The sequence below is a fragment of the Streptomyces sp. NPDC059679 genome, assembly GCF_042734105.1.
Taxonomy (GTDB): domain Bacteria; phylum Actinomycetota; class Actinomycetes; order Streptomycetales; family Streptomycetaceae; genus Streptomyces.
In genome coordinates this window covers 52,943-79,150 of record NZ_JBHWES010000033.1, presented here as the reverse complement: position 1 = coordinate 79,150, position 26,208 = coordinate 52,943, and the positions used below count along the sequence as shown (strand labels likewise).

Annotated in this window: 25 protein-coding genes and 1 pseudogene; 15 read left to right on the top strand and 11 right to left on the bottom strand. The window is 70.2% G+C overall.

Annotated elements, in window-relative coordinates; translation table 11 throughout:
• Nucleotides 1–146: 146 nt before the first annotated feature.
• From ACFV2X_RS30725 to ACFV2X_RS30695, 7 genes are all read left to right on the top strand, one after another.
• The gene (locus ACFV2X_RS30725) at nucleotides 147–1,532 is read left to right on the top strand and encodes an MFS transporter (protein WP_385622695.1); all 1,386 of its coding nucleotides are present in this window, start codon (nucleotides 147–149) and stop codon (nucleotides 1,530–1,532) included.
• The gene (locus ACFV2X_RS30720; RefSeq protein ID WP_385622586.1) at nucleotides 1,529–1,837 is read left to right on the top strand and encodes a hypothetical protein; all 309 of its coding nucleotides are present in this window, start codon (nucleotides 1,529–1,531) and stop codon (nucleotides 1,835–1,837) included. The genes ACFV2X_RS30725 and ACFV2X_RS30720 overlap by 4 nt, the downstream gene beginning before the upstream one ends.
• A gap of 76 nt (nucleotides 1,838–1,913) precedes the next feature.
• Nucleotides 1,914–2,492, top strand: coding sequence for a TetR/AcrR family transcriptional regulator (locus ACFV2X_RS30715; protein ID WP_385622584.1), 579 nt, complete (start codon nucleotides 1,914–1,916; stop codon nucleotides 2,490–2,492).
• Nucleotides 2,493–2,554: 62 nt separating this feature from the next.
• Nucleotides 2,555–3,868, top strand: a complete 1,314-nt coding sequence (locus ACFV2X_RS30710) for a hypothetical protein (protein WP_385622582.1) — start codon at nucleotides 2,555–2,557, stop codon at nucleotides 3,866–3,868.
• A gap of 6 nt (nucleotides 3,869–3,874) precedes the next feature.
• Nucleotides 3,875–4,762, top strand: coding sequence for an alpha/beta fold hydrolase (locus ACFV2X_RS30705; RefSeq protein ID WP_385622579.1), 888 nt, complete (start codon nucleotides 3,875–3,877; stop codon nucleotides 4,760–4,762).
• A gap of 522 nt (nucleotides 4,763–5,284) precedes the next feature.
• Nucleotides 5,285–5,842, top strand: a complete 558-nt coding sequence (locus ACFV2X_RS30700) for a DUF5753 domain-containing protein (RefSeq protein ID WP_385622576.1) — start codon at nucleotides 5,285–5,287, stop codon at nucleotides 5,840–5,842.
• 14 nt (nucleotides 5,843–5,856) lie between these two features.
• Nucleotides 5,857–6,054, top strand: a complete 198-nt coding sequence (locus ACFV2X_RS30695; protein WP_385622573.1) for a DUF397 domain-containing protein — start codon at nucleotides 5,857–5,859, stop codon at nucleotides 6,052–6,054.
• Between the two features lie 3 nt (nucleotides 6,055–6,057).
• On the opposite strand, the gene ACFV2X_RS30690 is transcribed toward ACFV2X_RS30695, so the two are convergent.
• On the bottom strand, nucleotides 6,058–6,231 hold the full coding sequence (locus ACFV2X_RS30690; protein WP_385622570.1) for a DUF6368 family protein: 174 nt from the start codon (nucleotides 6,229–6,231) through the stop codon (nucleotides 6,058–6,060).
• Between the two features lie 117 nt (nucleotides 6,232–6,348).
• Nucleotides 6,349–7,128: an alpha/beta fold hydrolase gene (locus tag ACFV2X_RS30685; RefSeq protein WP_385622692.1), complete on the bottom strand. Its 780-nt coding sequence runs from the start codon at nucleotides 7,126–7,128 to the stop codon at nucleotides 6,349–6,351.
• A 137-nt stretch (nucleotides 7,129–7,265) separates the two neighbouring features.
• On the opposite strand from ACFV2X_RS30685, the gene ACFV2X_RS30680 reads away from it, so the two are divergent.
• Nucleotides 7,266–8,822 (top strand): oxidoreductase, encoded by a 1,557-nt coding sequence (locus ACFV2X_RS30680; RefSeq protein ID WP_385622567.1) that lies wholly within the window; start codon nucleotides 7,266–7,268, stop codon nucleotides 8,820–8,822.
• Between the two features lie 38 nt (nucleotides 8,823–8,860).
• On the opposite strand, the gene ACFV2X_RS30675 is transcribed toward ACFV2X_RS30680, so the two are convergent.
• The gene (locus ACFV2X_RS30675; RefSeq protein ID WP_385622564.1) at nucleotides 8,861–9,310 is read right to left on the bottom strand and encodes a carboxymuconolactone decarboxylase family protein; all 450 of its coding nucleotides are present in this window, start codon (nucleotides 9,308–9,310) and stop codon (nucleotides 8,861–8,863) included.
• 82 nt (nucleotides 9,311–9,392) lie between these two features.
• Here ACFV2X_RS30675 and ACFV2X_RS30670 point away from each other — a divergent pair, with 82 nt between their 5' ends.
• On the top strand, nucleotides 9,393–10,271 hold the full coding sequence (locus ACFV2X_RS30670) for a sigma-70 family RNA polymerase sigma factor (protein ID WP_385622561.1): 879 nt from the start codon (nucleotides 9,393–9,395) through the stop codon (nucleotides 10,269–10,271).
• A 121-nt stretch (nucleotides 10,272–10,392) separates the two neighbouring features.
• The gene (locus tag ACFV2X_RS30665) at nucleotides 10,393–11,154 is read left to right on the top strand and encodes a hypothetical protein (protein ID WP_385622559.1); all 762 of its coding nucleotides are present in this window, start codon (nucleotides 10,393–10,395) and stop codon (nucleotides 11,152–11,154) included.
• Here ACFV2X_RS30665 and ACFV2X_RS30660 read toward each other — a convergent pair.
• The 6 genes from ACFV2X_RS30660 to ACFV2X_RS30635 all read right to left on the bottom strand — a co-directional run bounded on the left by ACFV2X_RS30660 (nucleotide 11,151) and on the right by ACFV2X_RS30635 (nucleotide 17,837).
• Nucleotides 11,151–11,783, bottom strand: a complete 633-nt coding sequence (locus ACFV2X_RS30660; RefSeq protein ID WP_385622556.1) for a transcriptional regulator — start codon at nucleotides 11,781–11,783, stop codon at nucleotides 11,151–11,153. The two genes, ACFV2X_RS30665 and ACFV2X_RS30660, sit on opposite strands and share 4 nt — an antisense overlap.
• Nucleotides 11,780–12,910, bottom strand: a complete 1,131-nt coding sequence (locus tag ACFV2X_RS30655) for a pyridoxal-phosphate dependent enzyme (RefSeq protein ID WP_385622690.1) — start codon at nucleotides 12,908–12,910, stop codon at nucleotides 11,780–11,782. Before ACFV2X_RS30655 ends, ACFV2X_RS30660 begins: the two co-directional genes overlap by 4 nt.
• Nucleotides 12,911–12,997: 87 nt before the next feature.
• Nucleotides 12,998–13,912 (bottom strand): HAD family hydrolase, encoded by a 915-nt coding sequence (locus ACFV2X_RS30650; protein WP_385622553.1) that lies wholly within the window; start codon nucleotides 13,910–13,912, stop codon nucleotides 12,998–13,000.
• 163 nt (nucleotides 13,913–14,075) lie between these two features.
• Complete coding sequence (locus ACFV2X_RS30645; protein ID WP_385622551.1) at nucleotides 14,076–14,948, bottom strand: phosphatase PAP2 family protein; 873 nt, start codon at nucleotides 14,946–14,948, stop codon at nucleotides 14,076–14,078.
• 161 nt (nucleotides 14,949–15,109) lie between these two features.
• Complete coding sequence (locus ACFV2X_RS30640) at nucleotides 15,110–16,150, bottom strand: LacI family DNA-binding transcriptional regulator (RefSeq protein WP_385622548.1); 1,041 nt, start codon at nucleotides 16,148–16,150, stop codon at nucleotides 15,110–15,112.
• Entirely contained in the window at nucleotides 16,131–17,837 is a 1,707-nt protein-coding gene (locus ACFV2X_RS30635) for a glycoside hydrolase family 13 protein (RefSeq protein WP_385622545.1), read from the bottom strand. Before ACFV2X_RS30635 ends, ACFV2X_RS30640 begins: the two co-directional genes overlap by 20 nt.
• Nucleotides 17,838–18,134: 297 nt before the next feature.
• Between ACFV2X_RS30635 and ACFV2X_RS30630 the strand changes: the two genes are divergently transcribed.
• The 4 genes and pseudogenes from ACFV2X_RS30630 to ACFV2X_RS30615 all read left to right on the top strand — a co-directional run.
• Nucleotides 18,135–19,418 carry an extracellular solute-binding protein gene (locus ACFV2X_RS30630; protein ID WP_385622543.1) on the top strand — a complete coding sequence of 428 codons (1,284 nt, stop codon included), beginning with the start codon at nucleotides 18,135–18,137 and terminating at the stop codon, nucleotides 19,416–19,418.
• Between the two features lie 12 nt (nucleotides 19,419–19,430).
• Complete coding sequence (locus ACFV2X_RS30625) at nucleotides 19,431–20,501, top strand: carbohydrate ABC transporter permease (protein ID WP_385622541.1); 1,071 nt, start codon at nucleotides 19,431–19,433, stop codon at nucleotides 20,499–20,501.
• 2 nt (nucleotides 20,502–20,503) lie between these two features.
• Nucleotides 20,504–21,334 carry a sugar ABC transporter permease gene (locus tag ACFV2X_RS30620; protein WP_179285041.1) on the top strand — a complete coding sequence of 277 codons (831 nt, stop codon included), beginning with the start codon at nucleotides 20,504–20,506 and terminating at the stop codon, nucleotides 21,332–21,334.
• Between the two features lie 60 nt (nucleotides 21,335–21,394).
• Nucleotides 21,395–22,774, top strand: a pseudogene (locus ACFV2X_RS30615) (alpha-amylase family protein); the annotation flags it as partial.
• Nucleotides 22,775–22,838: 64 nt separating this feature from the next.
• On the opposite strand, the gene ACFV2X_RS30610 reads toward ACFV2X_RS30615, so the two are convergent.
• A complete protein-coding gene (locus ACFV2X_RS30610) occupies nucleotides 22,839–23,429 on the bottom strand; it encodes a hypothetical protein (protein WP_385622538.1) in 591 nt (196 codons plus the stop codon).
• Nucleotides 23,430–23,631: 202 nt separating this feature from the next.
• Here ACFV2X_RS30610 and ACFV2X_RS30605 point away from each other — a divergent pair, with 202 nt between their 5' ends.
• Nucleotides 23,632–24,159, top strand: a complete 528-nt coding sequence (locus ACFV2X_RS30605; protein ID WP_385622536.1) for a DinB family protein — start codon at nucleotides 23,632–23,634, stop codon at nucleotides 24,157–24,159.
• Nucleotides 24,160–24,191: 32 nt separating this feature from the next.
• Here ACFV2X_RS30605 and ACFV2X_RS30600 read toward each other — a convergent pair whose 3' ends face one another.
• Nucleotides 24,192–26,183, bottom strand: coding sequence for a hypothetical protein (locus ACFV2X_RS30600; RefSeq protein WP_385622687.1), 1,992 nt, complete (start codon nucleotides 26,181–26,183; stop codon nucleotides 24,192–24,194).
• Between the last annotated feature and the right edge of the window lie 25 nt (nucleotides 26,184–26,208).

The following is a 26,208-nucleotide window of genomic DNA, read 5'->3' as shown; positions in this document are numbered from 1 at the left end:
TGACCGGCGTCCCGGTAACCGCGTGCGACGCGTCCCCTCTTCTTCCCTCTTTCCTTCTTCTCTCAAGGAGCTGTGCTGTGTCCACGCCGTCTGCGCCGTCCGAGTCACCACCGCGGGAGACCGTCCCCGAGTCCGGTGCCGCCCGCTTGAGCGGGCGCGGCTGGGGTGTGCTCTTCGTGCTGTGCGGAGCGATCTTCCTGGAGGGCATCGATGTGGCCATGCTCAATGTGGCCCTGCCGTCGATCCGCGCCGACCTGGGGATGTCCACCGGTGAGCTGCAGTGGGTGATGAGCGCGTACGTCGTGGGCTACGGCGGGTTCATGCTGCTGGGCGGAAGAGCGGCGGACCTCTTCGGCCGTCGGCAGATGTTCCTGCTCTGGCTGACCGTCTTCCTGCTCTTCTCCGGCCTGGGCGGCTTCGCCGACGGTGGACCGACGCTCATCGTCGCCCGCTTTGTGACCGGGGTCGCGGCCGCGTTCATGACTCCGGCCGGACTGTCCATCATCACGACCAGCTTTGAGGAGGGGCCGCAGCGCGACAAGGCCCTCCTGATCTACTCCGGCACCGCGGCCGGTGGCTTCTCCGTCGGCCTGGTCGTCGGCGGGCTGCTGACCTCGGCCGACTGGCGCTGGGTGTTCTTCGCGCCCGTGGTCCTGTCGTTCCTCATCCTGATCGCCGCGCTGGCCCTGGTCCCCAAGTCCCCGCGGCCCGAACGCACCGGACAGCGCGTCGATCTGCTCGGGGCGCTCACCGTCACCGGCGCGATCGTGCTCCTCGTCCTCGCCGTCGAACGCGCCGCCCACACCGGCCTCGGCCAGACGCTCGGCACGCTCGCCGCCGGCCTCGTACTCCTCACCGCCTTCGTACTGACCGAACGCCGGGCGGCCGCGCCGCTGGTGCGGCTGGGGATCTTCCGCAGCGGCGCCCTCGTACGCGCCAACCTCTCCGCGCTGTTCTTCGCCGGCGGCTTCTTCGGCTTCCAGTTCATCGCCGTGCTGTACCTGCGGGAGCTGCGCGGCTGGTCCACGGTCGAGACCAGCCTCGCGCTCCTGGTGATCGGTATCGACGCCGCGCTCTCACCCACGCTCACCCCCAAGCTCGTCAACCGCTTCGGCAACGCGCGGGTCGTCTTCGGCGGCCTGGTGCTGGCCGCGCTGTCGTACGCCCTGTTCCTGCCGGTCGGCGAGGACTGGACGTACGCGGCGATGTTCCCCAGCTTCATCGCCCTCGGCCTGGCCTTCTCCCTGGCGTACGGCCCGCTCACCATCATCGCGACCGAAGGCGTCCAGGAGGAGGAGCAGGGCCTGGCCGGAGGTCTGCTCTACACCTCCTTCCAGTTCGGCGCCGCCCTCGGCCTGTCCACCGTCACCGCCGTCAACGTCGCCGCCACGGGCGCGGACGGATCCCCGCAGGCCCTGCTCGACGGCTACCACGCCGCCCTGTTCGTCCCGCTGATCGCGGCCGGGGCGGCCACGCTCATCAGTGCCTTCGGCCTCCGCGGTCGGCCCCGTGACGGGGCGGCGGCGACATGACGCTGAAGGTCGGCTCCTTCTCGGATGTGGAGGGCGAGTTCTTCCAGTACATCGGCGATATCGCGTACGCGACCATGATCACCGTCGATAGGAAGAACCGCCCCCGGGCGCGGGTACTCCTCCCCGTCTGGGAGCTCTACCGCAAGGGCAGCCCACCCGGCGTCGGCTACGACCCCCGCGGCTACTGGCACGGCGGACCGACGGACCCGGAGTACCACGTGGTGCGCATCGAGCCATGGCGGGTGCAGGTGCTGCGCGGTACGGATCTGCGCAGCAGGATCTGGACGGCGGAAGGCGGCGCGTAGCGGCCCTTGGCACGCCCCCGGCCACGGCCGGGGGCGCTTTCTTGAGCACTCGATCCAGATAGATTATGGTGAACGCATGGCAAGGACGCGGGAGTTTGACACCGAGGCGGCGGTGAGCCGCGCGATGGAGCTGTTCTGGGCGCGCGGATACGAGGGCACCTCGGTGCGCGACCTGACCCGGCACCTCGGGATCGGTCAGGGCTCCCTCTACGCCGCGTTCGGCGACAAGGACGGCCTGTACCGGGCCGCGCTGGAGCACTACCGCACCACGTTCGCGGCGGCCGCGCTACGCAGCCTCGACGAGGGGGCGGACGCCCGGTCGGCGATCCGTACGATGCTGGTCGAGCGGATCCGGATCGCCGTCGAACGCGACGGCCGGGGCTGCCTGTTGATCAACGCCGCCTGCGAACGCGTACCGGAGGACGCGGCCACTCGGCGCACCGTGCGTGACGTACTGGGCGCCAGCCAGGAGGCGCTTGCCGAAGTGCTGCGGGTGGCGGCGGAGCGCGGCGAGATCGCGCCGCGGCACGACCCGCACACCCTCGCCGCCTTCCTTGTCACCTTCCTCAACGGGCTGCTTGTCTCCTCGAAGGTCACACCGGACCAGCGCGCCCTCGAACCCCTTGTGGAGGTCGCGCTGGCGACCCTCGACTGACTTTTTCATGCCCTCAATCTGTATCGGACGCTCCAGAAAAATTATCGACACCCGGAGGACCCATGCCCCCCTCACGGACCTCGACCACACCCGCCCTCGGCGGCAACCGATGGAACACCTTCCCGGCGACGGGCACCATGACCGCCCGCGAGTTCTTCACCGGCACCGAACCGCTGCTGCAGGGCGTCGTCGACGCCCTGCAAAGCGTCGACCGCGAGATACTCGGCGCCCAGATCCACGCGACGCTCGGCCTCGGCACCCGGGAGACCTCGCTGCCACTGGCCCTCGGTCCCGACGCCGCCTCGGCGACCCGCGAACTGGGCGCACAGGCCGAGACCATCGGCCGGGAGATCGCCTCATGGGCGACAGCGGCTCTGGACCGGCTGCTCACCCACCGGATATCACTGCCCGCGGGCCCACTCGCCGTCCGCAGCCACTGCTACGGCCATCTGCTCACCCACCCCGCGACCGACCTGCTCATGGGCCGCCGCGGCGGCCCCGTCACGATGCAGCTGTACAACGAATGGCTGCACCAGATGGTCCTGCTGCGCGACGCCCTGCTGCCCTTCACCAACTGGCAGGACGTCCCGCTCCGCGTCACGCCGACCGGACTGCGGCACACCGAGCCGGCCCGCGACCGTTTCCTCACCGAACTCCTGGTCCGCCAGATCCGGCACACCAGCATCGTGAACTTCGCCCGCCACACCATCACCGGCAGCTCCGGCCCCGACGGCTCGCGCCCCGAAGGCTACGGCTTCGACCACGACGGCGGCACCGTCCTGCCCGCCGTCGTCGACGCGCCACCCCTCACCGCGCCCCGACACCTGCTGACCTGGCGCCCCGACCCGGCTGCCGGTGAATCCGCCACCTACGTCGCCGAGGTGCGGGACTACTACGCCGCACCCCGCACGCTCATCGAGCACCTGTCGCCCACCACCGGAACTCCGGGGCCGATCACCGCCCGTATCGTGGCCGAACCGGTCGTCGACGGGACCCGCACCGCCCACGTCGAAGTGACCCACGCGGCCCACAACGACGCCACCGCCCGCGTCGACCTCGGCCAATGCCTACGCGGCCACCGCTTCGCCCACCGCCAGGACCCCGCCGCACACCCCGAGGCACCCGGCGACACCCGAACCGCGGACACGTGGGCCGTACTGCGCGCACCGGGGTTGGTGTGGACGGAGGGCGGCGATGCCACCCTGGACGCCACCGCGCAGGACAACACCGTCGTTCTGGCCCTGCTCGGCCGGCTCTACCCGGACAACGTCGTCCTGCGCCCCGCCGGTCATCACGCCGGTCCAGTGACCGCGACCAGGAACGGACCGAGCGGCCTCGTGATCGACATTCGCCGCGAAGCACACCAGGAGAGCTGACAGGGTATGACCTTCGACCACCACGGAGCCCCCGTCAGCACGGGCCGTGCCACCACCAACGGAACGAGTCTGCACTACCGGACCGGTGGCTCCGGCCCGGCGGTGGTGCTGCTGCACGGCGTACCCAAGACCGGCTACCACTGGCGACACCTCGTCCCCGAACTGACGCCGCATCACACCGTCGTCGTACCGGACCTCCGCGGCCTCGGCGACTCCGCCCACCCCGCGGACGGATACGACTCGGCGACAATGAGCGACGACATCGCCGCGCTGATGGCCCACCTCGGCCACGAGTCCTACAGCGTGATGGGAGAGGACTGGGGAGCGGTCATCGGCTACCAACTCGCCGCCCGCCACCGCGCTCACGTCAACGCCCTGGTCTTCGCCGAGGCGCTGTTCCCCGGGTTCGGCTTCGAGGACCACACCGCTCTCACCCCCGAGAACGTCTTGAGCGGGATGCACCTGTGGCATCTGGGTTTCTACTTCCAGCCGGACGTCCCCGAGATGCTGATCGCCGGGCACGAGCGTGAACTCATCACGTACATGCTCAAGAACGAACGCAGCCACCCAGACACAGCCACCGCCGAAGCAGTCGACGAATACGTACGCTGCTACTCCATGCCCGGCGGCATCCGCTCGATGCTGGCCATCTACCGGGCCATGCTCATCGACGCCGAACAGAACCGTCAGGCAGCCCGGAAGAAGCTGGACATCCCGGTACTCGCCCTCGGCGGCTCGGCCTTCATCGGCGACCGCAACGAGACCCAGATGCGGCTCATGGCCCACGACGTCACCGGCCACGTCTTCGACGCCGGACACGACCTCGCCGAGGAAGTACCGGACGAGGTGGCCGCCGTGATACTGCCGTTCCTGGCCCTCGTGCACGCGGCTTGACTCGTCGTCGGCCTCGTGGGTGCGGGTGCGGGTGCGGGTGCGCTTCGCTGCGCGGTGGGCTTCGCTTCGCCTGCGCCTGTGCGCCGTCTCGCGGCATTCGGTTCGGGCGGGTGCGGGTTTCGTCTCGGACCCTCCGGGTCCAAAGCGCCGGCGAGAAGGGGGAAGGCGGCGGCCGACCCGTTGTCCCGATTCCTCGGCCCGGCGAGTAGCTGAGCTCAGGACAGGCTCCGCTGCGCTCCGCCGCAGCTGCTGCCGCGCGGTGGCCGATCGAGGGGACCAGCGGTGCGCTCAACGGGGGCCTGGGAGCGCGACGGATGGGCGGGCACCGGGGGACGGGATCGCCTCTCCCGCCACCTGCTCTCAGAAAAACACTTGATGCAGTACTTGATGTAGAGCAAGCACTTTTTTAAGAGCAGGCGGGTGGAAGGCCCGAACCGGACCCCTTGGGCTGGACGGCGACGAAGCCCCCGGCGCCCCCGCCCCTTCCCGCTGTTGGCCGCTGTGCGCCGAAGGCGCGAGACGATGCCCGCGCGCGGCGTTAGGACCATGCCGCCTAGCGGTCGCCGGCCCGTTCGTCGCGCTCGCGCACCCAGTCGAGCGCACCGCTGGACTGACCGGCTTGGCCACCGCGCGGCAGCAGTTGCGGCGGAGCGCAGCGGAGCCAGCCTTAAGCTCAGCCACCCACCGGGCCATGCGGTCATCCATGAGGCCGCTCTGCTCATGCAGTTCGTGTCCGCTGACGTCATGCGTCGTCAGATCGAGCATCTTGTCAAGATGGCGGAGCTGCCTCAGGTGCGCATTCAGTTGCTCCCATTCCAGGCGGCCGTCAACGCGGCCGCTACCCCTGGCGCCCCTTTCGGCATCCTGGACGGCCGGGTGCCAGAGCTGAGTACCGTCTACGTCGAGCATCCGGTCTCGTCCGTCTTCCTCGGCGACCGGGAGCACCTGGCCCAGTACAACGCCGCCTTCGAGCACCTGAGTGCGGTGGCGCTGTCGCCGATTGCGCTTCGGGCTGGGCGCGAGTGCTATACGAAGCGAGACTCGCTCCAGCTCATCCAGCACTTGCTGTACCTACTGTGAAGGGAACCCCATTCATGCCTTCGTGGCGGAAGTCAAGCTTCAGTAGCGGTCAGGTCAGCTCCGATTGCGTGGAAGTCGCCGCGTCACCCCGAAACCTCATACTCCTGCGCGAGAGCGACGACCCGACCGCCGTCATCACCACCGCCCCGGCCCGGTGGGCCACCTTCATACGAGGCGTCAAGCGCGGCGACTTCGACCGACTCCCGCAGTAGCGACTACTTGAGGAGCCGGAAGCCGGGCTGCTCGGCCCACGTCCTCAGGAACTCGGCGGAGCCATACGCGGCCGCCCAGGGGTTCGTCATCAGGGCCATCACCCCGGGAAGCCCGGACACGAGCCGCACCTGATCCTCGCGCAGCTCCGCGTTGGCGACGCCGCCGAGCACATCCATGATTGTCGCCGATTCCGGGGCCCATCAGGGAGACGAGGGCCGGCCGGTGTCCGTCGACACCGCCGGTGTGAGCCGACGGCGGCACGAGATGGGAGCGGCCCGTGGGCGCGCGGCGGGTCAACCCCGGACAGGGGCCGCGAGTGCCGTCGCTGTCGCGTGGGCGAAGGCGTCCGGGTTGTCCAGCATGATGTTGTGTCCGCAGTCCGGGATCGCGACGACGGACACTCCGGCCTCGGTGAGCGCTTCGGTGCCCGGGAGCGGGGCGTCGGCCTCGGGGAGCAGGTAGGTGCGGGGGATCTTCAGGTCGAGCAGCAGCTCGCGCATGGTGGGGACGGTGCCGCGGGTGAGGTGGAGTGCGCTGCGGTGCAGTGCCTCGCGGCCGGCCAGGCGCATCGTGGACCACCAGTGGGGGCCGACCCGGTCGCGGACCTCTTGCCAGCCGCCCGCCAGGAACTCCTCTTCCGTGTACGCGGCGATACCGCTGCTGCCCGAAGAGCCGGGCTTGCGCGGGATCGGGTCGAGGTTGGCGTCGACGAGGACCAGGCGGGAGACCAGATGGGGGTGGCGGGCGGCGAGGACGATGGCCACCGAGCCGCCCATGCTGTGGGCGATCAGTTCGGCGCCGGTGACATCTGCGCCGGCCAGCGCCGCGGCGAGCGTATCGGCGTGTGATTCCAGCGTGTAGTCGAAGTCCGTCGGCCGGTCGCTGATGCCGTGACCCAGCAGGTCGATCAGCAGCGAGCGGCGGCCGGCCAGGAGGGGGTGCAGCGCGACCTCCGCGAAGTAGGCGGGCGATGTGGCGCCCAGGCCGTGTACGTAGACGCGTGGCGGCTCCTGCCCCGGCAGCTCGACCCAGCGGATCCGGTCGCCCTCGGGCGTTACGGCGGCGTTGCGCATGGCCTGCTCTCCTGCGGTCACGATCGATGCATCGATGGAGGGACGAGAGTAGCCACACCAGAAGGCGGTGGACGCGGCGGCCCTCTGACGCGCGCGGGGGCAGGGCGAGCACGGAGGAAGATCACTACTCTGCATGAGTGCTCTCCTACGACGAGTTGACATCACCGGAGCGCGAGCTGTGGGACGCGTTCCCCGAGGGACGCCGCGTGGACCTGCGTACGGGGGTGCCCGAGGACGACCGTGTCGCCGAGGGTCGGCAGTGGGGCCTCGGGCGGACGGTTCGGGCCGCCGTGATCGTGGCGCTCCTCTTGGGTGCGAACACCGCACAGCCGGGCGCGGTAGCGTGTCTGAGGCTCGCCGGGGGGCGGATATCCGGGCACCTCAACCTGGCCGGCGCGCAGATCGCTCACGCCCTCTGGCTCGAGGACTGCTGGTTCGAGGAGGGTGTGGATCTCTCCGGAGCGTCGACCCAGTCGATCGCGATCGTGGGCAGCCGGGTGCCGGGCGTGGAAGTCGGCATGATCCGTATCGAGGGACGCCTCGACCTGCGCCGCTCTCGCCTGGAAAGCGGCTCTGCCTCGCCCTTCCACCGCAGGGTCACCGCCTTGTCGCTCATCAACGGCCACGTGAGCGGTGCCGTGAACCTCAACGGAGCTGAGATCACCGCACCGCGCGAGTGGGCGGTGTCCGCCGGCGGGCTGGTCGCGGAGGGCGGCGTCTACTGCGGGGACGGGTTCGTCGCGCACGGCGAAGTCCGCCTCATGGGGGCACAGTTGCCAGGCGGACTGCATATGAGGGGTGCACTACTGGAGCGCCCCGGTCGGCGCGGGGTGGCGCTCGCCCTGGACAACGCCGTGGCCTCGACGCTCGACTTCTCCGACGGGTTCATCGCGAACGGGACCGTACGGCTGCGGGGTGCCCGGATCTCGGACAACCTGACCTTCGAAGGAGCCGTCCTGAACGGGCCGCCCGACGGCCACGGCCCGTCATTGGACGCCCTGCGGATGCAGGCCGTCGACTTCGACCTCACCCTGGCCCGGCGGCCGTCCGGCACCGTGGACCTGCGGGGCGCGCAGGTGTCCTACCTCCACGACAGCGAGCACATCTGGCCGGACGTGGTGGAGTTGGACGGCTTCGTCTACGGCTCCGTCAAGGGGGACGAGGCAGGGGAGCGGCGGGAGGCGGCGGGGCAGCCGGACTCCGTGGCACGCCGGGTGGCGTGGATACGACGCAGCCCGGGCTACAACCCACAGCCCTACGAGCAGTTGGCGAGCTGGTACCGGAAGGGCGGCCATGACGACGACGCCCGCCGCGTCCTCCTGGCCAAACAGCGCCATCGGCGTCAAACTCTGCCCCTGGTCACGCGTGTGTGGGGGCACTTGCTCGACGTGACCGTCGGTTATGGCTACCGCCCCTGGCTGGCCGGCGTCTGGCTCCTCGCGCTGACCTTGCTGGGCACGCTCTCCTTCGGCGCTCACTCCCCCATCCCGGTCAAACAGGGCGAAGGCGCCCCGTTCCAACCCCTCGTCTACACACTCGACCTCTTGATCCCCATCGGTGGTCTGGGCCAGCGCACGGCCTGGTACTGGTCGAACGACAGCCTCCAGTGGCTGGCCTACCTGCTGATCGCCTTCGGCTGGGTGCTGACGACCGCCATCATCGCGGGTGTCACTCGCACGCTGCAGAGAAGCTAGCGGGCGACAGCCGAACCTTCAGGGGCGCCCCGCTCAACTCACCAGGTCTTGCCGGCCTGCTCGCGGATCGTGTGGTTGATCCGGTTGAAGAAGTTGGTCATCGCGATGTTCATGATGATCGCGGACAACTGCTTCTCGTCGAAGTGGTCGGCGGCGGCGTCCCAGATCTCGTCGGTCACCCCCGGCGCGCCGTCCTGGATCCGAGTGGCGGCTTCGGTCAGGGCGAGCGGTGCCCGTTCCTTCTCGGTGAAGAAAGGCGTCTCGCGCCATGTGACCACGTTGTGCAGCCGCTCATCGGTCTCTCCGTACTTCTTGGCCGACTCGACCCCGGCGAAGACGCACGGGCTGCAGCCGTTGATCTGGCTGGCGCGCAGATGGACCAGTTCGAGTACGAGCGGGTCGGCGCCGGAGCCGTGAATCGCCTTCATGAGGTGTTGGATCCCGGTGAGGACATCGGCGTTCACCGGGCCCTTCATGCGTGCTTCCATCGATCTCGCTCCTTCATCGGTTACCTGTGCCCGTTCGGGCACGTCATCCCCATGACGGAGCGGATCCGAGGAAGGTAACAACATGCCCGACACCAGCCCGACGGACCCGGTGGCCAAGGCGTTCGAGGCCCAGCGCGGCCGGTTGCGCGCGGTCGCCTACCGCATGCTGGGATCGCATGCCGACGCCGAGGACGCGGTACAGGAGGCTTGGCTGCGGCTCTCCCGCCAGGACACGGCGACCATCCACAACCTCGCCGGCTGGCTGACCACGGTGGTCGGACGGATCAGCCTCGATGTCCTGCGTTCGCGTCAGGCCCACCCCGCGGCGTCCTACGACGACCGGCTGCCCGAGCTCGTGGTGACGGTCGATGACGGACCCGCGCCGGAGGACGATGTGGCGCTCGCCGACTCGGTCGGGCTCGCGCTTCTGGTCGTCCTGGATTCACTCGGGCCGAGCGAGCGGCTGGCGTTCGTACTGCATGACCTGTTCGCGGTGCCGTTCGACGAGATCAGTCAGATCCTCGGCAAGTCCACCGCCGCCACCAAGATGCTCGCCAGCCGCGCCCGTCGGAAAGTACACACAGCCCAGCGGCCGATATCCGGAGGGCGGGAGCAGCGAGCGGTGGTCCAGGCCTTCCTGACGGCGGCCCGCCACGGCGACTTCGAGGGGCTGCTGCGCGTACTCGACCCCGAGGTGAGGCTGACCGTCGAAACCCCCGATGGTGTGGCCGTCGTCCTCGGGGCCACCCAGGTCGCCGCCAGGGCGCGGCTGTCCGCCGGTACGGCCCCGCGGGGGCGGGCGGCGCTCGTCAACGGGGAGCCCGGGATCGTGTCCTGGCACGAGGACGGCACCCCGCTCTCGGTCATGGCGTTCACCGTCGTCGAGGGCCGGATCGCCCGTATCGCGGTCGTGATCGATTCGGCCAGGCTCGCGTCGATGGACCTGCCGGGGCCGGTGTGAGTTGCCGCCGAGGCGGTCACCGCGGTGCGGGTCGTAAGCCGTTGTCAGAGCGAGTAGTTACCGTCATGGCGCTGCGGCAACCGTCGCCGGCCATCGCCTTCCAGGGGAAAGGGCGCCCATCGTGACCGATCTGTTCGCCGTGTCCATCGACAGTGTCGAGGAATGCACCGTGCGCGGGAGGCTGCACATCATCAACCCCGATGCCGCCTTCGTCCCCAAGGGGCCGCCTTTCCCGCTGGCCCTGCTGGTGGACGCGTGGTTCCTGCTGTCGAACGGGTTCCTGAGGGACGGCGACGGCATGCCCAGCCGCCCGGACCGGTATCCGTATTCCACGGAGCGGGGCATGGAGATCGTGGCCGGTATGCGGATGAAGGATGAGTTCCGCGAGCTCTACGACGCCATCCGCGGCAAGAAGATACGGGTCACCGACGACGGATATCTGCTCGCGGACGACGGCATAAGCGTGCTCATTCCCCGGCGTACGGCGAAAGCCGTGTACGGAGAGGAACTGGGGGGTGGGTCCGGGTATGACGGCATTTCTCACTATGTCTTGACGGAGAGCGACCCCGTCGAGTTCTCCTGCCGGGCCTTCGAGATCGTGACCTCCTACGAGACGGGCCCGATCCGTAATGTCCCCCTGTGGAGTGAGGTCGCGGCGCTGGAACACCCGGACGAGCCATGGGGAGAGGGAGACCTCGACGATATCGCCACTCTGGAGGGCGAGGCCGATCTGTCGGACTGGCGGACATGGATGCTCATAGGCACCCGCCCCTTCGAGGAGCTTCCCTGCAGCGACTTTACGTTCACGGTGGGCCACCCGGCCCATCTCGAGCATGTGGTCGGCGGAATGCGCTGGTCGACAACCCACACCGGGCGGGTCTAGCCGGCTGAGCGCAGGTAGTTGTAGACCGTCGCCCTGGACACCCCCAGCAGCTCCGTCACCACCTGCACGGAGTGCTTGACCTGAAGAAAGCCGCGGGTCTTGAGAGAGCGTACGAGCTCTTTCTTCGCGGCGGATCCGAGGCTGCGCGCCGTGTGACCGCGGGCCGCGGCGAATTCCTCGATGACGGTGCGGAGTTCGTCGGCGGTGCGGGCGCGCAGGGTTTCGGTGAGGGGCTGTTCCTGGTCGTCGGTCCTGACCAGGTTGTTGAGGCTGCGCGCGACGCTGGCGAACAGCGAGACGTCGAGGTTGAGGCAGATGGCGGCGATGTATTCGCCCGCGCTGTTCTTGATGCCGATCGAGGTGCTTTTGGCCGGGCGGCCGTCGGGGAAGCGGTTGGGGTAGTTCTGGACGATGTCCGGGAAGCCGGGGTCCTGGATACGGGCGATGCCGAGTTCGGTGGCGGGGTCGCCGACGGAGCGGCCGGAGAGATTGCTCTCTATGGCCCGGATGGCGTGTTCGGGGTCGCGCAGATCGTGCAGCACGACCTCGCACAGGCCCGGGAACATCCGGCCGATGGCGACGACGATCTTCTCGGCCTCGCGCAGCAGCAGGTCGTCCTCGGCGGTCATGGTCTGCCTCCCTGATCGGCGAAGCCTTGATCGGTGAAGAGGGCGTTCATCGCGGTCGCCGCCTTGAGCCCCGAGCCCGTCAGCAGTACGACGGTCGTCTCGCCCCGGCGGATCGCGCCCCGGGCGCGGAAGACGTCGATCGCGGCGGCCGCGGTCGCGCTGGTCGGCTCCGCGTACAGGCCCATGGCGGCCAGGCGGCGGACCGCGGTGGCGATGTCGTCCTCGGGGATGGCCGCCATGTCGCCGTCCGAGCGGCGGACGGCCTGGACGACCTCCGGCAGCCGGATGGGCTCGCGGATGGCGGTGCCCTCGGCGACGGTGGGGGCGAAGGGCGCGGCGGCCCGGTCGTGGAACGCCGCGTGGATGGGGGCGCAGTTGGCGGGCTGGGCGACGAGCAGCCGGGGGCGGCGCCGGATCTGGCCGGAGGCCAGCAGCTCGGAGAAGCCGATGTCGCAGCCCAGGACGGTGGAGCCGGCGCCGGCCACGGTGATGACATTGTCCGGGGCCGCAAAGCCCAGGTCCTCCCACAGCTCGTACGCGAGGGTCTTGGTGCCCTGGAGGAAGAACGGGTGCCAGTTGTGGCTCGCGTAGTACGTGCGCTCCGACCGGCGCAGCGCCTCCGCTGCGGTGGCGTCCCGGTCGCCCGGGACGAGCTCGACCCGCGCCCCGTACGCGCGGCTCTGGAGCACCTTGGCGGGGGAGGTGGCTTCGGGGGCGAGGATCGTGGCCCGGATGCCGGCGGCCGCGCAGTACGCCGCGACGGAGGAGCCGCCGTTGCCGGAGCTGTCCTCGATGACCTCCGGCACGCCCCGCTGCGCCAGCAGGGAGATCATCACGCTGGTGCCGCGGTCCTTGAAGCTGCCGGTGGGGCTGAACCACTCCAGCTTGAAGCGGACCGGGACCTCGCCCCAGACCTTCTCGACCAGCGGGGTGCAGCCCTCGCCGAGCGACACCGGGGCGGCGATGTCCACGGGCAGGGCCGCCCGGTAGCGCCACAGCGAACGGGTGCCGGTGTCCACGTCCTCGCGGGTGATGCCGGGCAGGGGCGAGACGGTCAGCGGGGCGCCGTCGTCGCCGCACCAGCGCGGGTCGGTGAGCGGGTAGCGGGCGCCGGATCGCTCGTCCAGGTAGTGGGGTTCAGGTTCGGGGTGGCTGGGTTCAGGGTGCACTTTAGAAATTCTGTTTAGTTGTGGATGATAGGTCAAGAGGCTCGGTCAGGGGCGGCCGTACAGGCGCTCCAGGACCGCCGCCACCCCGTCCTCGTCATGGTCCGGAGCCACCTCGTCCGCGACGGCGATCAGGCCCGGGTGCGCGTTGCCCATCGCCACCCCGTACCCGGCCCACTCCAGCATCGGGATGTCGTTCGGCATATCGCCGAAGGCGATCGTGTCCTCGGGCGCGAAGCCCATACGCTCCGCCGCCCGCCCCAGCCCCACGGCCTTGTCCACCCCCGCCGGCAGCACCTCGATCATGCCCTTCTCGGAGTGCGTCACCGACACCTCGTCCCCGCCCGCCAGCGCCGCGGCCGCCGCGACCCGGGCGTCGGGCAGCTCGCGATGGCGCATCAGTACCTTCTCGATCGGCTGTGCCCACAGCTCCTCCCGGCTGCCCACGAGCCCCCAGTCGGGGCGCATCCGGTCGGTGAAGCGCGGCGTGATCACGAAGCGGTTCTCGGGCGCGGCGGTGACCACCGCCAGCTCCAGCGGGCGCCCGCCCAACTCCTCCTCGGTGCGCTTGACCACCGCCCGCGCCAGGTCCAGGTCCAGCGCCGCGGAGACCAGCAGCCGGTCCGCCGAGGCGTCGTACAACTGCGCGCCCTGACCGCATACCGCGAGCCCCTGATAGCCGATGGCGACCAGGAACTCCCGGCAGGAGGTGGCCGGCCGGCCGGTGACGACCAGATGGCGCGCCCCGGCGCGGTCCGCGAGGGCGAGCGCCGCGCGGGTACGGGCCGAGACGGTCAGGTCGGTGCGCAGCAGCGTGCCGTCGAGGTCGGTGGCCACCAGCCGGAAGCATGACCCGTCGGTGTCCGGGAGGTCGGTGGAGTCCGGGAGGGGCGCGGAGCCCGAGCGGGGCCGTGGCAGCCTGAGTGCGGTGGCCGGTGCCGGCGTGGCGTCAGCGGTGTGCACGTGCCGGTGTCCCTTTCATGTCCTGTGTCCTCGGGCCCGCGGCAGTGCGCACAGGTACGTGCGCGGGGATGCGCGCGACGCGGACCGCCGCCCCCGCGCGATGGTCGAGCCGGTGATCGAGCCCCTGAATTCGGAGCCAGAATGGCGGCTCGGGCGGGTGCGATCAAGCCGCCTTGACAGCCACGCTTCCCTCCGCCACATACCGCGGCAGCCGGTAGGGGAGCCTGCCGTACCACAGCCGCGACAGGGTGAAGCCGAACGACAGGCAGATGACGCCGCCGACGGCGTCCAGCCAGAAGTGGTTGGCCGTCGCCACGATCACCACCAGCGTGGCCGCCGGGTACAGCAGCCCCAGCGCCTTCACCCACACCGGGCGGGCCAGTACGGCGATGGTGACGCCGCACCACAGCGACCAGCCGATGTGCATCGACGGCATCGCCGCGTACTGGTTCGACATATTGGCCAGGTTCCCCGAGGCCATCGACCCCCAGGTGTCGTGCGCCACGACGGTGTCGATGAAGTGGCCCCCGGCCATCAGCCGGGGCGGGGCCAGCGGGAAGAAGTAGTAGCCCAGCAGCGCCACGCCGGTGGTCGCGAAGAGCACCAGCCGGGTGGCGGCGTACCGGCCGGGGTGCCAGCGGTAGAGCCACAGCAGCACGCCGAGGGTGACGATGAAGTGCAGCGTGGCGTAGTAGTAGTTCATTCCTACGATCAGCCAGTCGACCGAGTCGATCGCGTGGTTGACGTCGTACTCGAAGGCCATGCCGAGTTGGTGCTCCCACTCCCAGATCCAGTCGGCGTTGCGCAGCGCCTCATGTCGCTGCTCCGGGACGGCGTTGCGGATCAGGGAGTACGTCCAGTAGCTGACGGCGACGAGGACGATCTCGAACCAGAGCCGGGGTCTGCGGGGGGTGCGGAGCCGGTCCAGGAGCCTTTGGGGTGGCGCTGGGCGCGTACCGGCACCCGCTTGGCTCCCCTCGATGGGTGACGGAGTGGCCGTCCGGCTTGCCAGAGTCCTCACAGTCGTTTCACCCATAGGGCAACAGTCTGCCAGAAGCGGCCCAGCGGCAGATCGCCCTTCGGGCCGGTCTTGACGCCTTATGTCCTACTCCGGTCCGCCCCGCATGTGGCGTAGTCCGCCGTACGCCCGGTTATGTCCCGCGCCCATGCCCCGCCCATGTCCCGCCCGTGCCCCGCCTACGTTCCGCCGCCCCGGGCCCCCGCCCCGTGGGCCGAGGCCGTGGAGCCGCGGACCACCAGCTCCGGGAGGAAGACGAATTCGCTGGGCGGGGCCGGGGTGCCGCCGATCTCCTCCAGCAGGGCCCGCACCGCGGCCTGGCCCATCGACTGCACGGGCTTGCGGATGGTGGTCAGCGGCGGGTCCGTGAAGGCGATCAGCGTCGAGTCGTCGAAGCCGACCACCGAGATGTCCCGCGGTACGGCCAGGCCCTGCTGCCGGGCCGCCCGTATGGCGCCGAGCGCCATCATGTCGCTTGCGCAGACCACCGCCGTGCAGCCGCGTTCGATCAGCGCGCCGGCCGCCGCCTGGCCGCCCTCCAGCGTGTAGAGCGAATGCTGGATCAGCTCTTCGGACTTCTCGGGCGCGACCCCCAGCTGTTCGTGCATCGCGCGCTGGAAACCCTCGATCTTCCGCAGTACGGGCACGAACCGCTTGGGGCCGAGCGCCAGCCCGATCCGGGTGTGGCCGAGCGAGGCCAGATGGGTCACCGCCAGCAGCATCGCCGCCCGGTCGTCGGGCGAGATGAAGGTCGCCCGCACCTTGGGGGAGTAGCCGTCGACCAGGACGAACGGCACGCCCTGGCCGTGCAGTTGGTCGTAGCGCTGCATATCGGCGCTGGTGTCCGCGTGCAGCCCGGAGACGAAGATGATCCCCGCCACCCCGCGGTCCACCAGCATCTCGGTCAGCTCGTCCTCCGTCGAACCGCCCGGGGTCTGGGTGGCCAGCACCGGGGTGTAGCCCTGGCGGGTCAGCGCCTGCCCGATCACCTGGGCGAGCGCGGGGAAGATCGGGTTCTCCAGCTCGGGGGTGATCAGGCCCACCAGCCCCGCGCTGCGCTGCCGCAGCCGCACCGGCCGCTCGTACCCGAGCACGTCGAGCGCGGCCAGGACGGATTCGCGGGTGGCCGCCGCCACGCCGGGCTTGCCGTTCAGAACGCGGCTGACCGTGGCTTCGCTGACCCCCGCCTGGGCCGCGATGTCAGCGAGTCGTGCGGTCATGGGGCTGGACTGTACCGGTCGCATGGCAGATTGCCCACCACGCGCAGGAATCGGCGGGAATGCGCACCGTGCCCGCCCCGTACTCCAGCGGGGCCGAGGACAGCAGCGCACGCCCTGGAACGGGCAGTTCCACCCCCTCCGCGAGGGTGTTGATGGTGCATACGAACCCCGGGCGGGACAGCGCGAGCACCCCCTCGGGTGCGTCCAGCCACTCCATCGGGGTGTCGCCGAGGCCGGGCACCTCCTTGCGCACCGCGAGCGCCGCGCGGTACAGCTCCAGCGTGGAGTCCGGGTCGCCGGTCTGGGCCTCGACCGACAGATCCGGCCAGCCCGCGGGCTGCGGCAGCCAGCTGCCGCCGGGGCCGAAGCCGTACGACTCCCCGCCGCGCGACCAGGGGATGGGCACCCGGCAGCCGTCCCGGAAGCCGTCCTGGCCGCTCTCGTGGAAGGTGCGGAAGAAGGCCGGGTCCTGGCGGCAGTCGTCCGGCAGGTCCGTGACCTCCGGAAGCCCCAGTTCCTCGCCCTGGTAGATATACGTCGAACCGGGCAGCGCCAGCATCAGCAGGGCGGCGGCCCGGGCCCGCCGCAGGCCCTGGGCGGGGCTGTCCTCGGCGTAGCGGGTGGGGTGCCGGACCACGTCGTGGTTGGAGAGAACCCAGGTGGTGGGGGCGCCCACGGAGGCGGTCGCGGCCAGCGAGTCGTCGATCACCTCGCGCATCGCGGCCGCGTCCCACGGGCACCTGAGGAACTGGAAGTTGAAGGCCTGGTGCAGCTCATCGGGGCGCACGTACAGCGCCAGCCGCTCGGAGGTGGGGGCCCACGCCTCCGCGACGCCGATGCGCGCCGGGCCGTCGTGGGTCTGGCTGTACGAGTCCAGCAGCCGCCGCCAGGAGCGGTGGATCTCGTGCACTCCGTCCTGGTCGAAGAACGGCAGCACCTGCGCGCCGATCAGCTTGGCCTGTTCGGTGCGGCCGATATCGGGCAGACCCGCGGCCTTGACCATGCCGTGCGCGACATCGATGCGGAAGCCGTCCACGCCCAGGTCCAGCCAGAACCGCAGGACGGACGCGAACTCCTCGGCGACCTCGGGGCACTCCCAGTTGAGGTCGGGCTGCTCGGGCGCGAAGAGGTGCAGATACCACTCGCCGGGGGTGCCGTCGGGGTCGGTGGTACGGGTCCAGGCGGGGCCGCCGAAGACCGACTCCCAGTCGTTGGGGGGCAGGTCGCCGTCCGCGCCCCGGCCCGGCTGGAAGTGGTAGCGCTCGCGGGCCGCCCCCCGAGGTCGGTCCGCGAGCGCCTCCTGGAACCACACGTGCCGATCGGAGGTGTGGTTCGGAACGATGTCCACAATTACTTTCAGGCCCAGCTCATGGGCGGTGCGCACCAGGTCGTCGGCATCGGAGAGGGTGCCGAACAGCGGGTCGACGGCGCGGTAGTCGGCCACGTCGTAGCCGCCGTCCGCCTGCGGCGAGGCGAAGAACGGGGTCAGCCAGACCGCGTCCACGCCCAGTCGGGCCAGGTGCGGCAGCCGCTCGCGGGCGCCGCGCAGATCCCCGATGCCGTCGCCGTCGCTGTCGGCGAAGGACCGCACGTACACCTGGTAGATGACGGCGTCACGCCACCAGTCGGGGCCGCCGGACGGCTGCGCGGTCTCGGTCTGGGGGGAGGTGGTGAGCTCCTGGGTCATGCCGGTGAACGTAACAGCTCTGCAATGCCTTGCGGAAGAGCTTGCAGGGGCTTGCAACGCCTGTCGGGGCGGCTCCGGGGCGGCTACGAGGCGCCTCCGGGGCGGACTGGGGGCGCTCGCCGGGGCACTCCGGCGCGTGTGTCAACCGCCCGGGCGGCCACCGGAGGGACACGTGGGGGTAACGATCCCGGTCGCTTTCAGAATTTTGCTGCAAGGTCTTTCGATCGATTTGCATCCCTGTTACGTTCCTCGGCAACTCGGCGCCGCGATGGCGCGGCCGGCTTTGGAGGAGTTCAGATGCGACGTGGCATAGCGGCCACTGCGCTCGTCGCGGCGATGGCGCTCGCGGCGACCGCATGCGGCGGTGATGACGGCGGCAGCGGCGGGGGCAACAAGTCGGCCGGGGAGATCTCCGGCACCGTGACCTACTGGGACACCTCGAACGAAGCCGAGAAGGGCACGTACAAGAAGCTCGCCGAGGACTTCAGCAAGAAGTACCCGAAGGTCAAGGTCAACTACGTCAGCGTGCCGTTCGGCGATGCGCTGAAGAACTTCAAGAACGCGGCGGGCAGCGGCGGCTCCGGCGCCCCGGACGTGCTGCGCACCGAGGTCGCCTGGACCCAGGACCTCGCCAACATCGGCTATCTGGCCCCGCTGGACGGCACCGCCGCCCTCGACAAGGAGTCGGACTATCTGCCGAAGGCCGCCGCCGGCACCAAGTTCAAGGGCAAGACGTACGCCGTGCCGCAGGTCATCGACACCCTCGGCCTCTTCTACAACAAGAAGCTGCTGAAGGAGGCCGGCGTCGAGCCGCCGACCAGCTGGACCGAGCTCAAGGCCGCCGCGAAGAAGATCAAGCAGAAGACCGGCAAGACCGGCCTCTACCTGCGCGGCGACGACGCCTACTTCTACCTGCCGTTCATCTACGGCGAGGGCGGCGACCTGCTGGACACCGACGCCAAGAAGATCACCGTCGACGAGGAGCCCGGCGTCAGGGCCTTCGCCACCGCCCGCGACCTGGTCAAGTCCGGTGCGGCGATCACCGACGCCACCGACGGCTGGGACAACATGCAGAACGCCATCAAGAACGGCGACGTCGCGATGACCATCAACGGGCCGTGGGCGATCGAGGACACCCTGGCCGGCAAGGCGTTCAAGGACGACAAGTCCAACCTCGGCGTGGTCCCCGTCCCGGCCGGCAGCAAGGCCCAGGGCGCCCCGCAGGGCGGTCAGAACCTCACCGTCTACGCCGGGTCCAAGAACCTGGACGCCTCCTACGCCTTCGTCAAGTACATGAGCTCAGCCGAGGTCCAGGCCAAGACCACCGAGAAGCTGAGCCTGCTGCCGACCCGTACCTCGGTCTACGCGAACAAGGCGGTCGCGGCCAACGCCAACGTCAAGTTCTTCAAGGCGGCCGTGGACAAGGCCGTCGAACGCCCCTGGATCCCCGAGGGCAACAGCCTCTTCCAGGCGATCCTGGTCGAGTTCCCGAACGTGGTGACCGGCAGGACCTCCCCCGAGCAGGCTGCCAAGTCGGTGGCCGCCGCGTACCGCAAGCTCCTCAAGGGCGACTGGAAGTAGGGACCCGCGACGATGGCTGTCGAGACCGGCCAGTCGGCAGGATCGGCCGCGGGCGCGGAGGGCGCCCGCGGCCGGGTCCGCGAGACCGCCGCCGAAACCCATAAGCCCGGCGAGCCCGGCAGGCCCGGCAAGAAGAGCGGGGTGAACAAGCGGCCCCCGGGCCGGATCCGCAACGCGCTGGGCCGCCACTGGTACGCCTGGGCCATGGTCGCGCCCGTCGTGCTGGTGATCGGCCTGATCATCGGCTATCCGCTGGCGCGCGGCATCTATCTGTCGCTCACCGACGCCAACGAGGCGAACGTCGAGCGCAACATCGGGATGAACCACATCCCCGCCACGTACGACTTCGTCGGCCTGGACAACTTCACCGCGATCCTGAAGGACCCGATCTTCTGGGACCGGCTGGTCTGGACCGTGACCTGGACCGCCGCCTGCGTCGCCCTCACCTTCGCCATCGGCCTCGGCCTGGCCGTCATCCTCAACCGCAGATTCGCCGGCCGCACCCTCTACCGGTCGCTGCTGATCCTGCCGTGGGCCGTACCCGCTTTCGTCTCGGTCTTCGCCTGGCGCCTGCTCTACAACGAGCGGAACGGCATCCTCAACAAGATCCTGGACGGCGGCGGCATCGACGCCGTGCCCTGGCTGAACGACCCCACCATGGCCAAGGTCTCGGTGATCGCCGTGAACATCTGGCTCGGGGTGCCGTTCATGCTGGTCGCGCTGCTCGGCGGACTGCAGTCCATCCCCGGTGAGCTGTACGAGGCCGCCGAGATGGACGGGGCCGGGCCCTGGCAGCGGTTCCGCCACATCACCCTGCCCGGGCTGCGCTCGGTCAGCTCCACGGTGGTGCTGCTGTCGACCATCTGGACCTTCAACATGTTCCCGGTGATCTTCCTGCTCACCCGCGGCGGACCGGGCGACAGCACCGAGGTCCTGGTGACGTACGCCTACCGGCTGTCGTTCGTCAACAGCCCGCGCGACTTCGCGGGCGCCTCGGCATGGGGCGTGCTCATCCTGCTGATCCTCATGCTCTTCGCGACGGTCTACCGCCGCGCACTCCGCAAGCAGGGAGAGGTGTGGTGACCATGCGCGACCAACGACGTTCCCCACTGGCCTCGGTCGGGCTGCACGCGACCCTCATCGTCGCCTCCGCCGTCGCGGTCTTCCCGCCGCTGTGGCTGCTGGTGACCTCCTTCAAGCCGAAGAGCGAGGCGTTCTCCACGGATGTGGTGAAGAGCCCGACGCTGGACAACTACCACCACGTCCTCGCCGATACGAAGTTCCTCACCTGGTTCGGCAACTCGCTGTTCGTCGTGCTGATCACCACGCTGCTCGGCGTGTTCGTGGCGGCCACCACCGGATACGCCGTCAGCCGCTTCCGCTTCCCCGGGATGCGCCCCCTGATGTGGCTGCTGCTGATCACCCAGATGTTCCCGGTGGCCATCCTCATCGTCCCGCTGTACAACATCATGTCGACGCTGGGCTGGCTCAACCAGCCGATCGCCCTCATCGTCACCTATCTCACCGTCGCCGTACCGTTCTGCGCCTGGATGATGAAGGGCTTCTTCGACACCATCCCGGTGGAGATCGACGAATCCGGCCGGGTCGACGGGCTCAACCCGTTCGGCACCTTCTGGCGTCTTGTGGTGCCGCTGGCCAAACCGGGCCTGGCGGTGACCGCGTTCTACACCTTCATCACGGCCTGGGCCGAGGTCGCGTACGCGTCCGCCTTCATGACGGGAGAGGAGAACCTGACCCTCTCCGCCGGGCTCCAGACCTTCGTCAACCAGTACACCTCGGACTGGGGCTCCATGACCGCGGCCGCCGTCCTGATCGCCATCCCGGCGACGCTGGTGTTCTCCTGGGCCCAGCGTCACCTGGTCGCCGGGCTCACCGCCGGGGCGACCAAGTCCTGACCCTCACCGACCGAGCCTCGATCGTCTTCCGCAACTCCCCCCACAGAAGCAGGAGGAACGATGGCCAGCAGACCCCTCGCGGCCGCCCTCGCCCTCGCGGCGGGCGCGGCAATGCTGATAGCCCTGCCGGGGCAGGCGCAGGCCGCGCCACCCGGCGACAAGGACGTCACCGCCGAACTCTTCGAGTGGACTTACGCCTCGGTGGCCAAGGAGTGCACCAACACGCTGGGACCGGCCGGTTACGGCCATGTCGAGGTGTCCCCGGCGACCGAGCACATCCAGGGCGGCCAGTGGTGGACCTCGTACCAGCCCGTCAGCTACAAGATCGCCGGACGGCTCGGTGACCGCACCGCCTTCAAGAACATGATCGACACCTGCCATGCGGCGGGCGTGAAGGTCGTCGCCGACGCCGTCATCAACCACATGTCAGCTGGGTCCGGCACCGGCACCGGCGGCTCCTCGTACACCAAGTACACCTACCCGGGCATCTACCAGCCCCAGGACATGGACGACTGCACCGCCCAGATCAGCAACTACCAGGACCGCGGAGACGTCCAGCACTGCGAGCTGGTGGGCCTGGCGGACCTGGACACCGGCGAGTCGTATGTGCGCGACCGGATCGCCCAGTATCTGAACGACCTGCTCTCGCTCGGCGTCGACGGCTTCCGGATCGACGCCGCCAAGCACATGGCGGCCGAGGACCTGGCCGCGATCAAGAGCAAGCTGAGCAATCCGAACGTGTACTGGAAGCAGGAGGCCATCTACGGCGCGGGCGAGGCCGTCTCACCGACGGAATACCTGGGCAACGGTGATGTGCAGGAATTCCGCTACGGCCGGGATCTCAAGCGCGTCTTCACCAGCGAGAAGCTGGCCTACCTCAACAATTTCGGCGAGGGCTGGGGCTATATGGCCTCGGGCAAATCCGGTGTCTTCGTCGACAACTGGGACACCGAGCGCAATGGCTCCACCCTGTCCTATAAGGACAACGCCAACTACACCCTCGCCAATGTCTTCATGCTGGCCTGGCCGTACGGCTCCCCGGACGTCCACTCCGGCTATGAGTTCTCCGACAACGACGCCGGGCCGCCGAACGGAGGCACGGTGAACGCCTGCTGGCAGGACGGCTGGAAATGCCAGCACAAATGGCCCGAGATCATCAAAATGGTCGCCTTCCGCAATACGGCGCGCGGCACGGCCGTCACCAACTGGTGGGACAACGGCAACAACGCCATCGCCTTCGGGCGCGGTGAGGCGGCGTACGTCGCCATCAACCACGAGGGCACCTCGCTGACCCGGACCTTCCAGACCTCACTGCCCGCGGGCGGCTACTGCGATGTGCAGAGCGGCAAGAGCGTCACGGTCGACTCCTCCGGACAGTTCACCGCGACCCTCGGCGCGAACACGGCGGTGGCCCTGCACGTGGGCGCGCGGTCCTGCGGCTGAGTTCCCGGTATTGGTCGGAGCCGCACATCGGCGGATGTGCGGCTCCTTCGCCGTTTCGCCGTTACGCGGGCTTGGTGCGGACGAACCGGTCGGGGTTGCCGCTGCTCCAGTTGAAGGTGATGGTCTGGCCGCCGTTGCTGAGCTGGGCCGTGCCGTTCGTGGTCTCGCCCTGGCAGGAGAAGGTGACGGCCATGGAGGCGTTGATGGTCCCGGAGCAGGTGCCCTTGTTGCCGCTCGCGGACATGGACGTGCCGCTGATCCTCAAGGTGATCACGTTGCCGCTCGCGTCCCGCACCGGGTAGTACCAATTGCCCTGGACGCTCGCCAGCTTGCTGGGGGTGGTGGGCGGGGCGGCGCTCGTACGGCTCGGGACCGGGGCCTTGGTGGGGGCGCTGGTGGTGGTGCGGCTGGGGACCGGGGTGGACTTGGCGGGGGTCCTGCTCGGGGTGGGGGTGGGGCTGGAGGACTTCATGTCGCCCGACGCATTGGTGCCGGAAGGCGAGGGCTTGCCCGTTTTCTCGGACTGGCTGGTGCCCGTGTCGTCCTTGGCCGGCAACGCGGACTTTCCGTCGCCGTCGTCGCCTCCGCAGCCGGTCAGGGTGAGTGCCAGCACCGCTACAGCGGTGGCAGCGATCGAAGTCGTTATCCGCACGAGATATCCTGCCGTACCCAATTCAATATTCGGAATTCCATGGACGCTGGCGAGCCTTCCATACGCGACAAGCCGAAATCCAGTGCTCAAACACGTTCTCTGGATCAGTTCCGCTGTACTGCGGATGAGGAGTGGCGGCGCGGGCCCGTTCGCCCCGGAAAATCGGTTTCGGGCAGGGGCGACGGTATGCCAGGGTCGCCGGGTGCATACCTCCCCACGTGAACTGGCACGCTGGCAGTTCGAGCTGACCTGGTCCCTGTTCGAGTACCACCTGGAGCGGCTGGAGCCGGAGGACTTCCTGTGGGAGCCCGCCGCCCACTGCTGGACCGTACGTCAGCAGCCCGACGGGACCTGGGTGCCCGACTGGGCGGACACCGAACCCGATCCGGTGCCCGTCCCCACGATCGCCTGGCTGAGCTGGCACATCGGCTGGTGGTGGAGCGTGACCCTCGACCACGCGCAGGGCCGGACGCCGCGCGAACGGACCGAGGTCAGCTGGCCGGGCGACGGCACGGCGGCCGTCGAGTGGCTGCGCGGGCTGCGCACGGACTGGCTGGCGGCGCTGGACAAACTCACCGACGCCGACCTGGAGGCCGTCGCGCCCTTCCCCTGGCAAAACGACCCCCAGCACACCGTCGCCCACATGCTCGGCTGGGTGAACGCCGAGCTCATGAAGAACGCCGCCGAGATCGGCCAGCTCCGGATGGTGCGCGCGGCCTCACCACGCTGAACCGAGCTGAACCGAGTTGAGCTGAGCCGAGGTCAGCGCAGCGCCGTCAGCCGCCCGCCGCCCATCAGCCGGCCGATCAGCCGCGCCTGGTCGCCGGCCTCGGCGGGCAGCGTCAGCAGCCGTCCCGCCGCCGCGCCCCGCACGTCGCCGCGCGCCGCCACGGCGGTCACCTGGCTGCTGCCCGCCGCCAGCAGATACCACCGTCCGGTACGCGACTTCCACAGCGCGCCCGCCAGCACCCGCGGCGCGCGCGGCCCGCAGTCCGGGGAGCCGTCCGCGCTCGCGACGATGGCGGCCGGGGCGCCCGGGTCCCTGGCCGGGGGCTGGAACTGGGCCAGCACCCGGTCGCCCGCGCCCCGCCAGGTCTCGGCGCGGGTGCACACCCAGTCCGCCGCACCGCCGCCCTCAGGCAGCCGCTGGGCCGCGAACCGCCAGGCGTTGACCTCGCGCACGCCCCGCGAATGCAGCAGCGGCAGCCGGCAGCCGGTGTGCGCCCAGGCCGCCCGGGCCTCCGCGCCCGCCACGTCCAGCGGGCCGCCGCCCGGCCCGAACCCGCCGGGGGCGCCGTACGTCAGCCGGGCCGGGACGATCTCGCCCAGGTCCGTCACCAGCCGGGAGCCCAGTCGCAGCGCCATCCAGCTCTCGCACTCGGGCGTCCGCCCCGAGCCGGGCACCAGGCCCGCACCGCCCGCCCGCACCGGATCGGTCACCCCGTCCGGGGCCAGCCGCAGCGGCCGCGGCGCCTCGTCGGGCCGCACCAGGTCCCGTACGGAGGGGCGGCGCACCCAAGGGGCCGTCAGATAGCGGACGTTGCCGTCCGCGCGGGTGGCGACCAGCGCGGTCGAGGAGGCCGCGTCGGCGGCGTCGGTCCGCGCGAAGTCCAGCGCCACCGCGCCGCCGTCGCCCCGGCCCTTCTCCGCGTACCGCACCACCCGCAGCCCGTCGTACAGCAGCACCACCGCCACCTGGTCCACCTCGCCCGCGTACAGCAACTGCGGCGGTCCGGACGGCGGGCCCGACTGGGTGCCGGGCGTGGCCGACACATGCACCGAGCGGCCCGGCCGCGCCCAGACGGCCAGCGCCCGGCGCAGCAGCGGCGTGTCGTCCGTACGGTCGCCGCGCGCGGGCCAGGACGAGAAGTCGGCGCGGGTGGCGGTGCGCCATGCGCCGGGCTCGGCGCGGGTCAGCTCGGCGGGGTCGAGCGCCCGCTCCGAGGACGGGTTGCGCGCGTACGAGGGGGCCGCCGCGCCGCTGGGGCCCCAGCCCTCGCCGGGCAGCCCGAGCAGCGTGCCGCACACCACCAGCGCCGCGGCGGCGGCGAGGGCCGCCCGTACGTGCTGGCGTCGCCGCATCAGATCGGTGGGCCGGGCCTGCAGCGAACAGGCGTCGAACTCGGCGGACTCCAGCAGCGCCCCGTCCCGGCTGCCCGCCGGGCCGTCCATCTCGTCCGCCTCGATGAGCGCGCCCCGCGGATCGACGACCCCGGCGGCCTTCAGTACCTCGCGCACCTCGGGGTCGTCCATCTCCTCCAGCTCGCGCAGCACATACGCGGCGCGGCCGGGTCCTGACAGCTCCGACAGCGCCTTGTCCAGGGCGAGTTCATCGGCCCCGCCCGGGCGCGGGACCAGCCGCAGCCCCCACACCCGGGGCAGCACCGGCGCCAGCGGCCCACGCCGCCGCCGCGCGGCCCGCAGCGCGCCGCGCAACACCCGCAGCCGTACGAAGGCGTACCCGCCGTCGCCCGCCGCGCCCTCCGGTCCGCCCTGAGACCCGCGCTGCCCGGGCAGCCCCGGCCCGGTACTGGCCTGAGTTCCCGCGCTGTTCGCCCGGTTGCGGGGGAGCGCGCGCTGGGCGAGGGCATGCGCCGCGAGCACCCGGCGTGTGCGCCCCACGCCGGGTGGCAGCACCAGATACGCGAGCCGCACCAGCCGCGGATAGTGCTCGACGATGGCGGCCTCGGCCTGCTCGACGTCGATGAGGGTGGGGGATTCGGAGAGGTTGGCTGTCGCCTGCTGCTGCTCCACGGTTGGTGAACGAGCGCCGGATGGG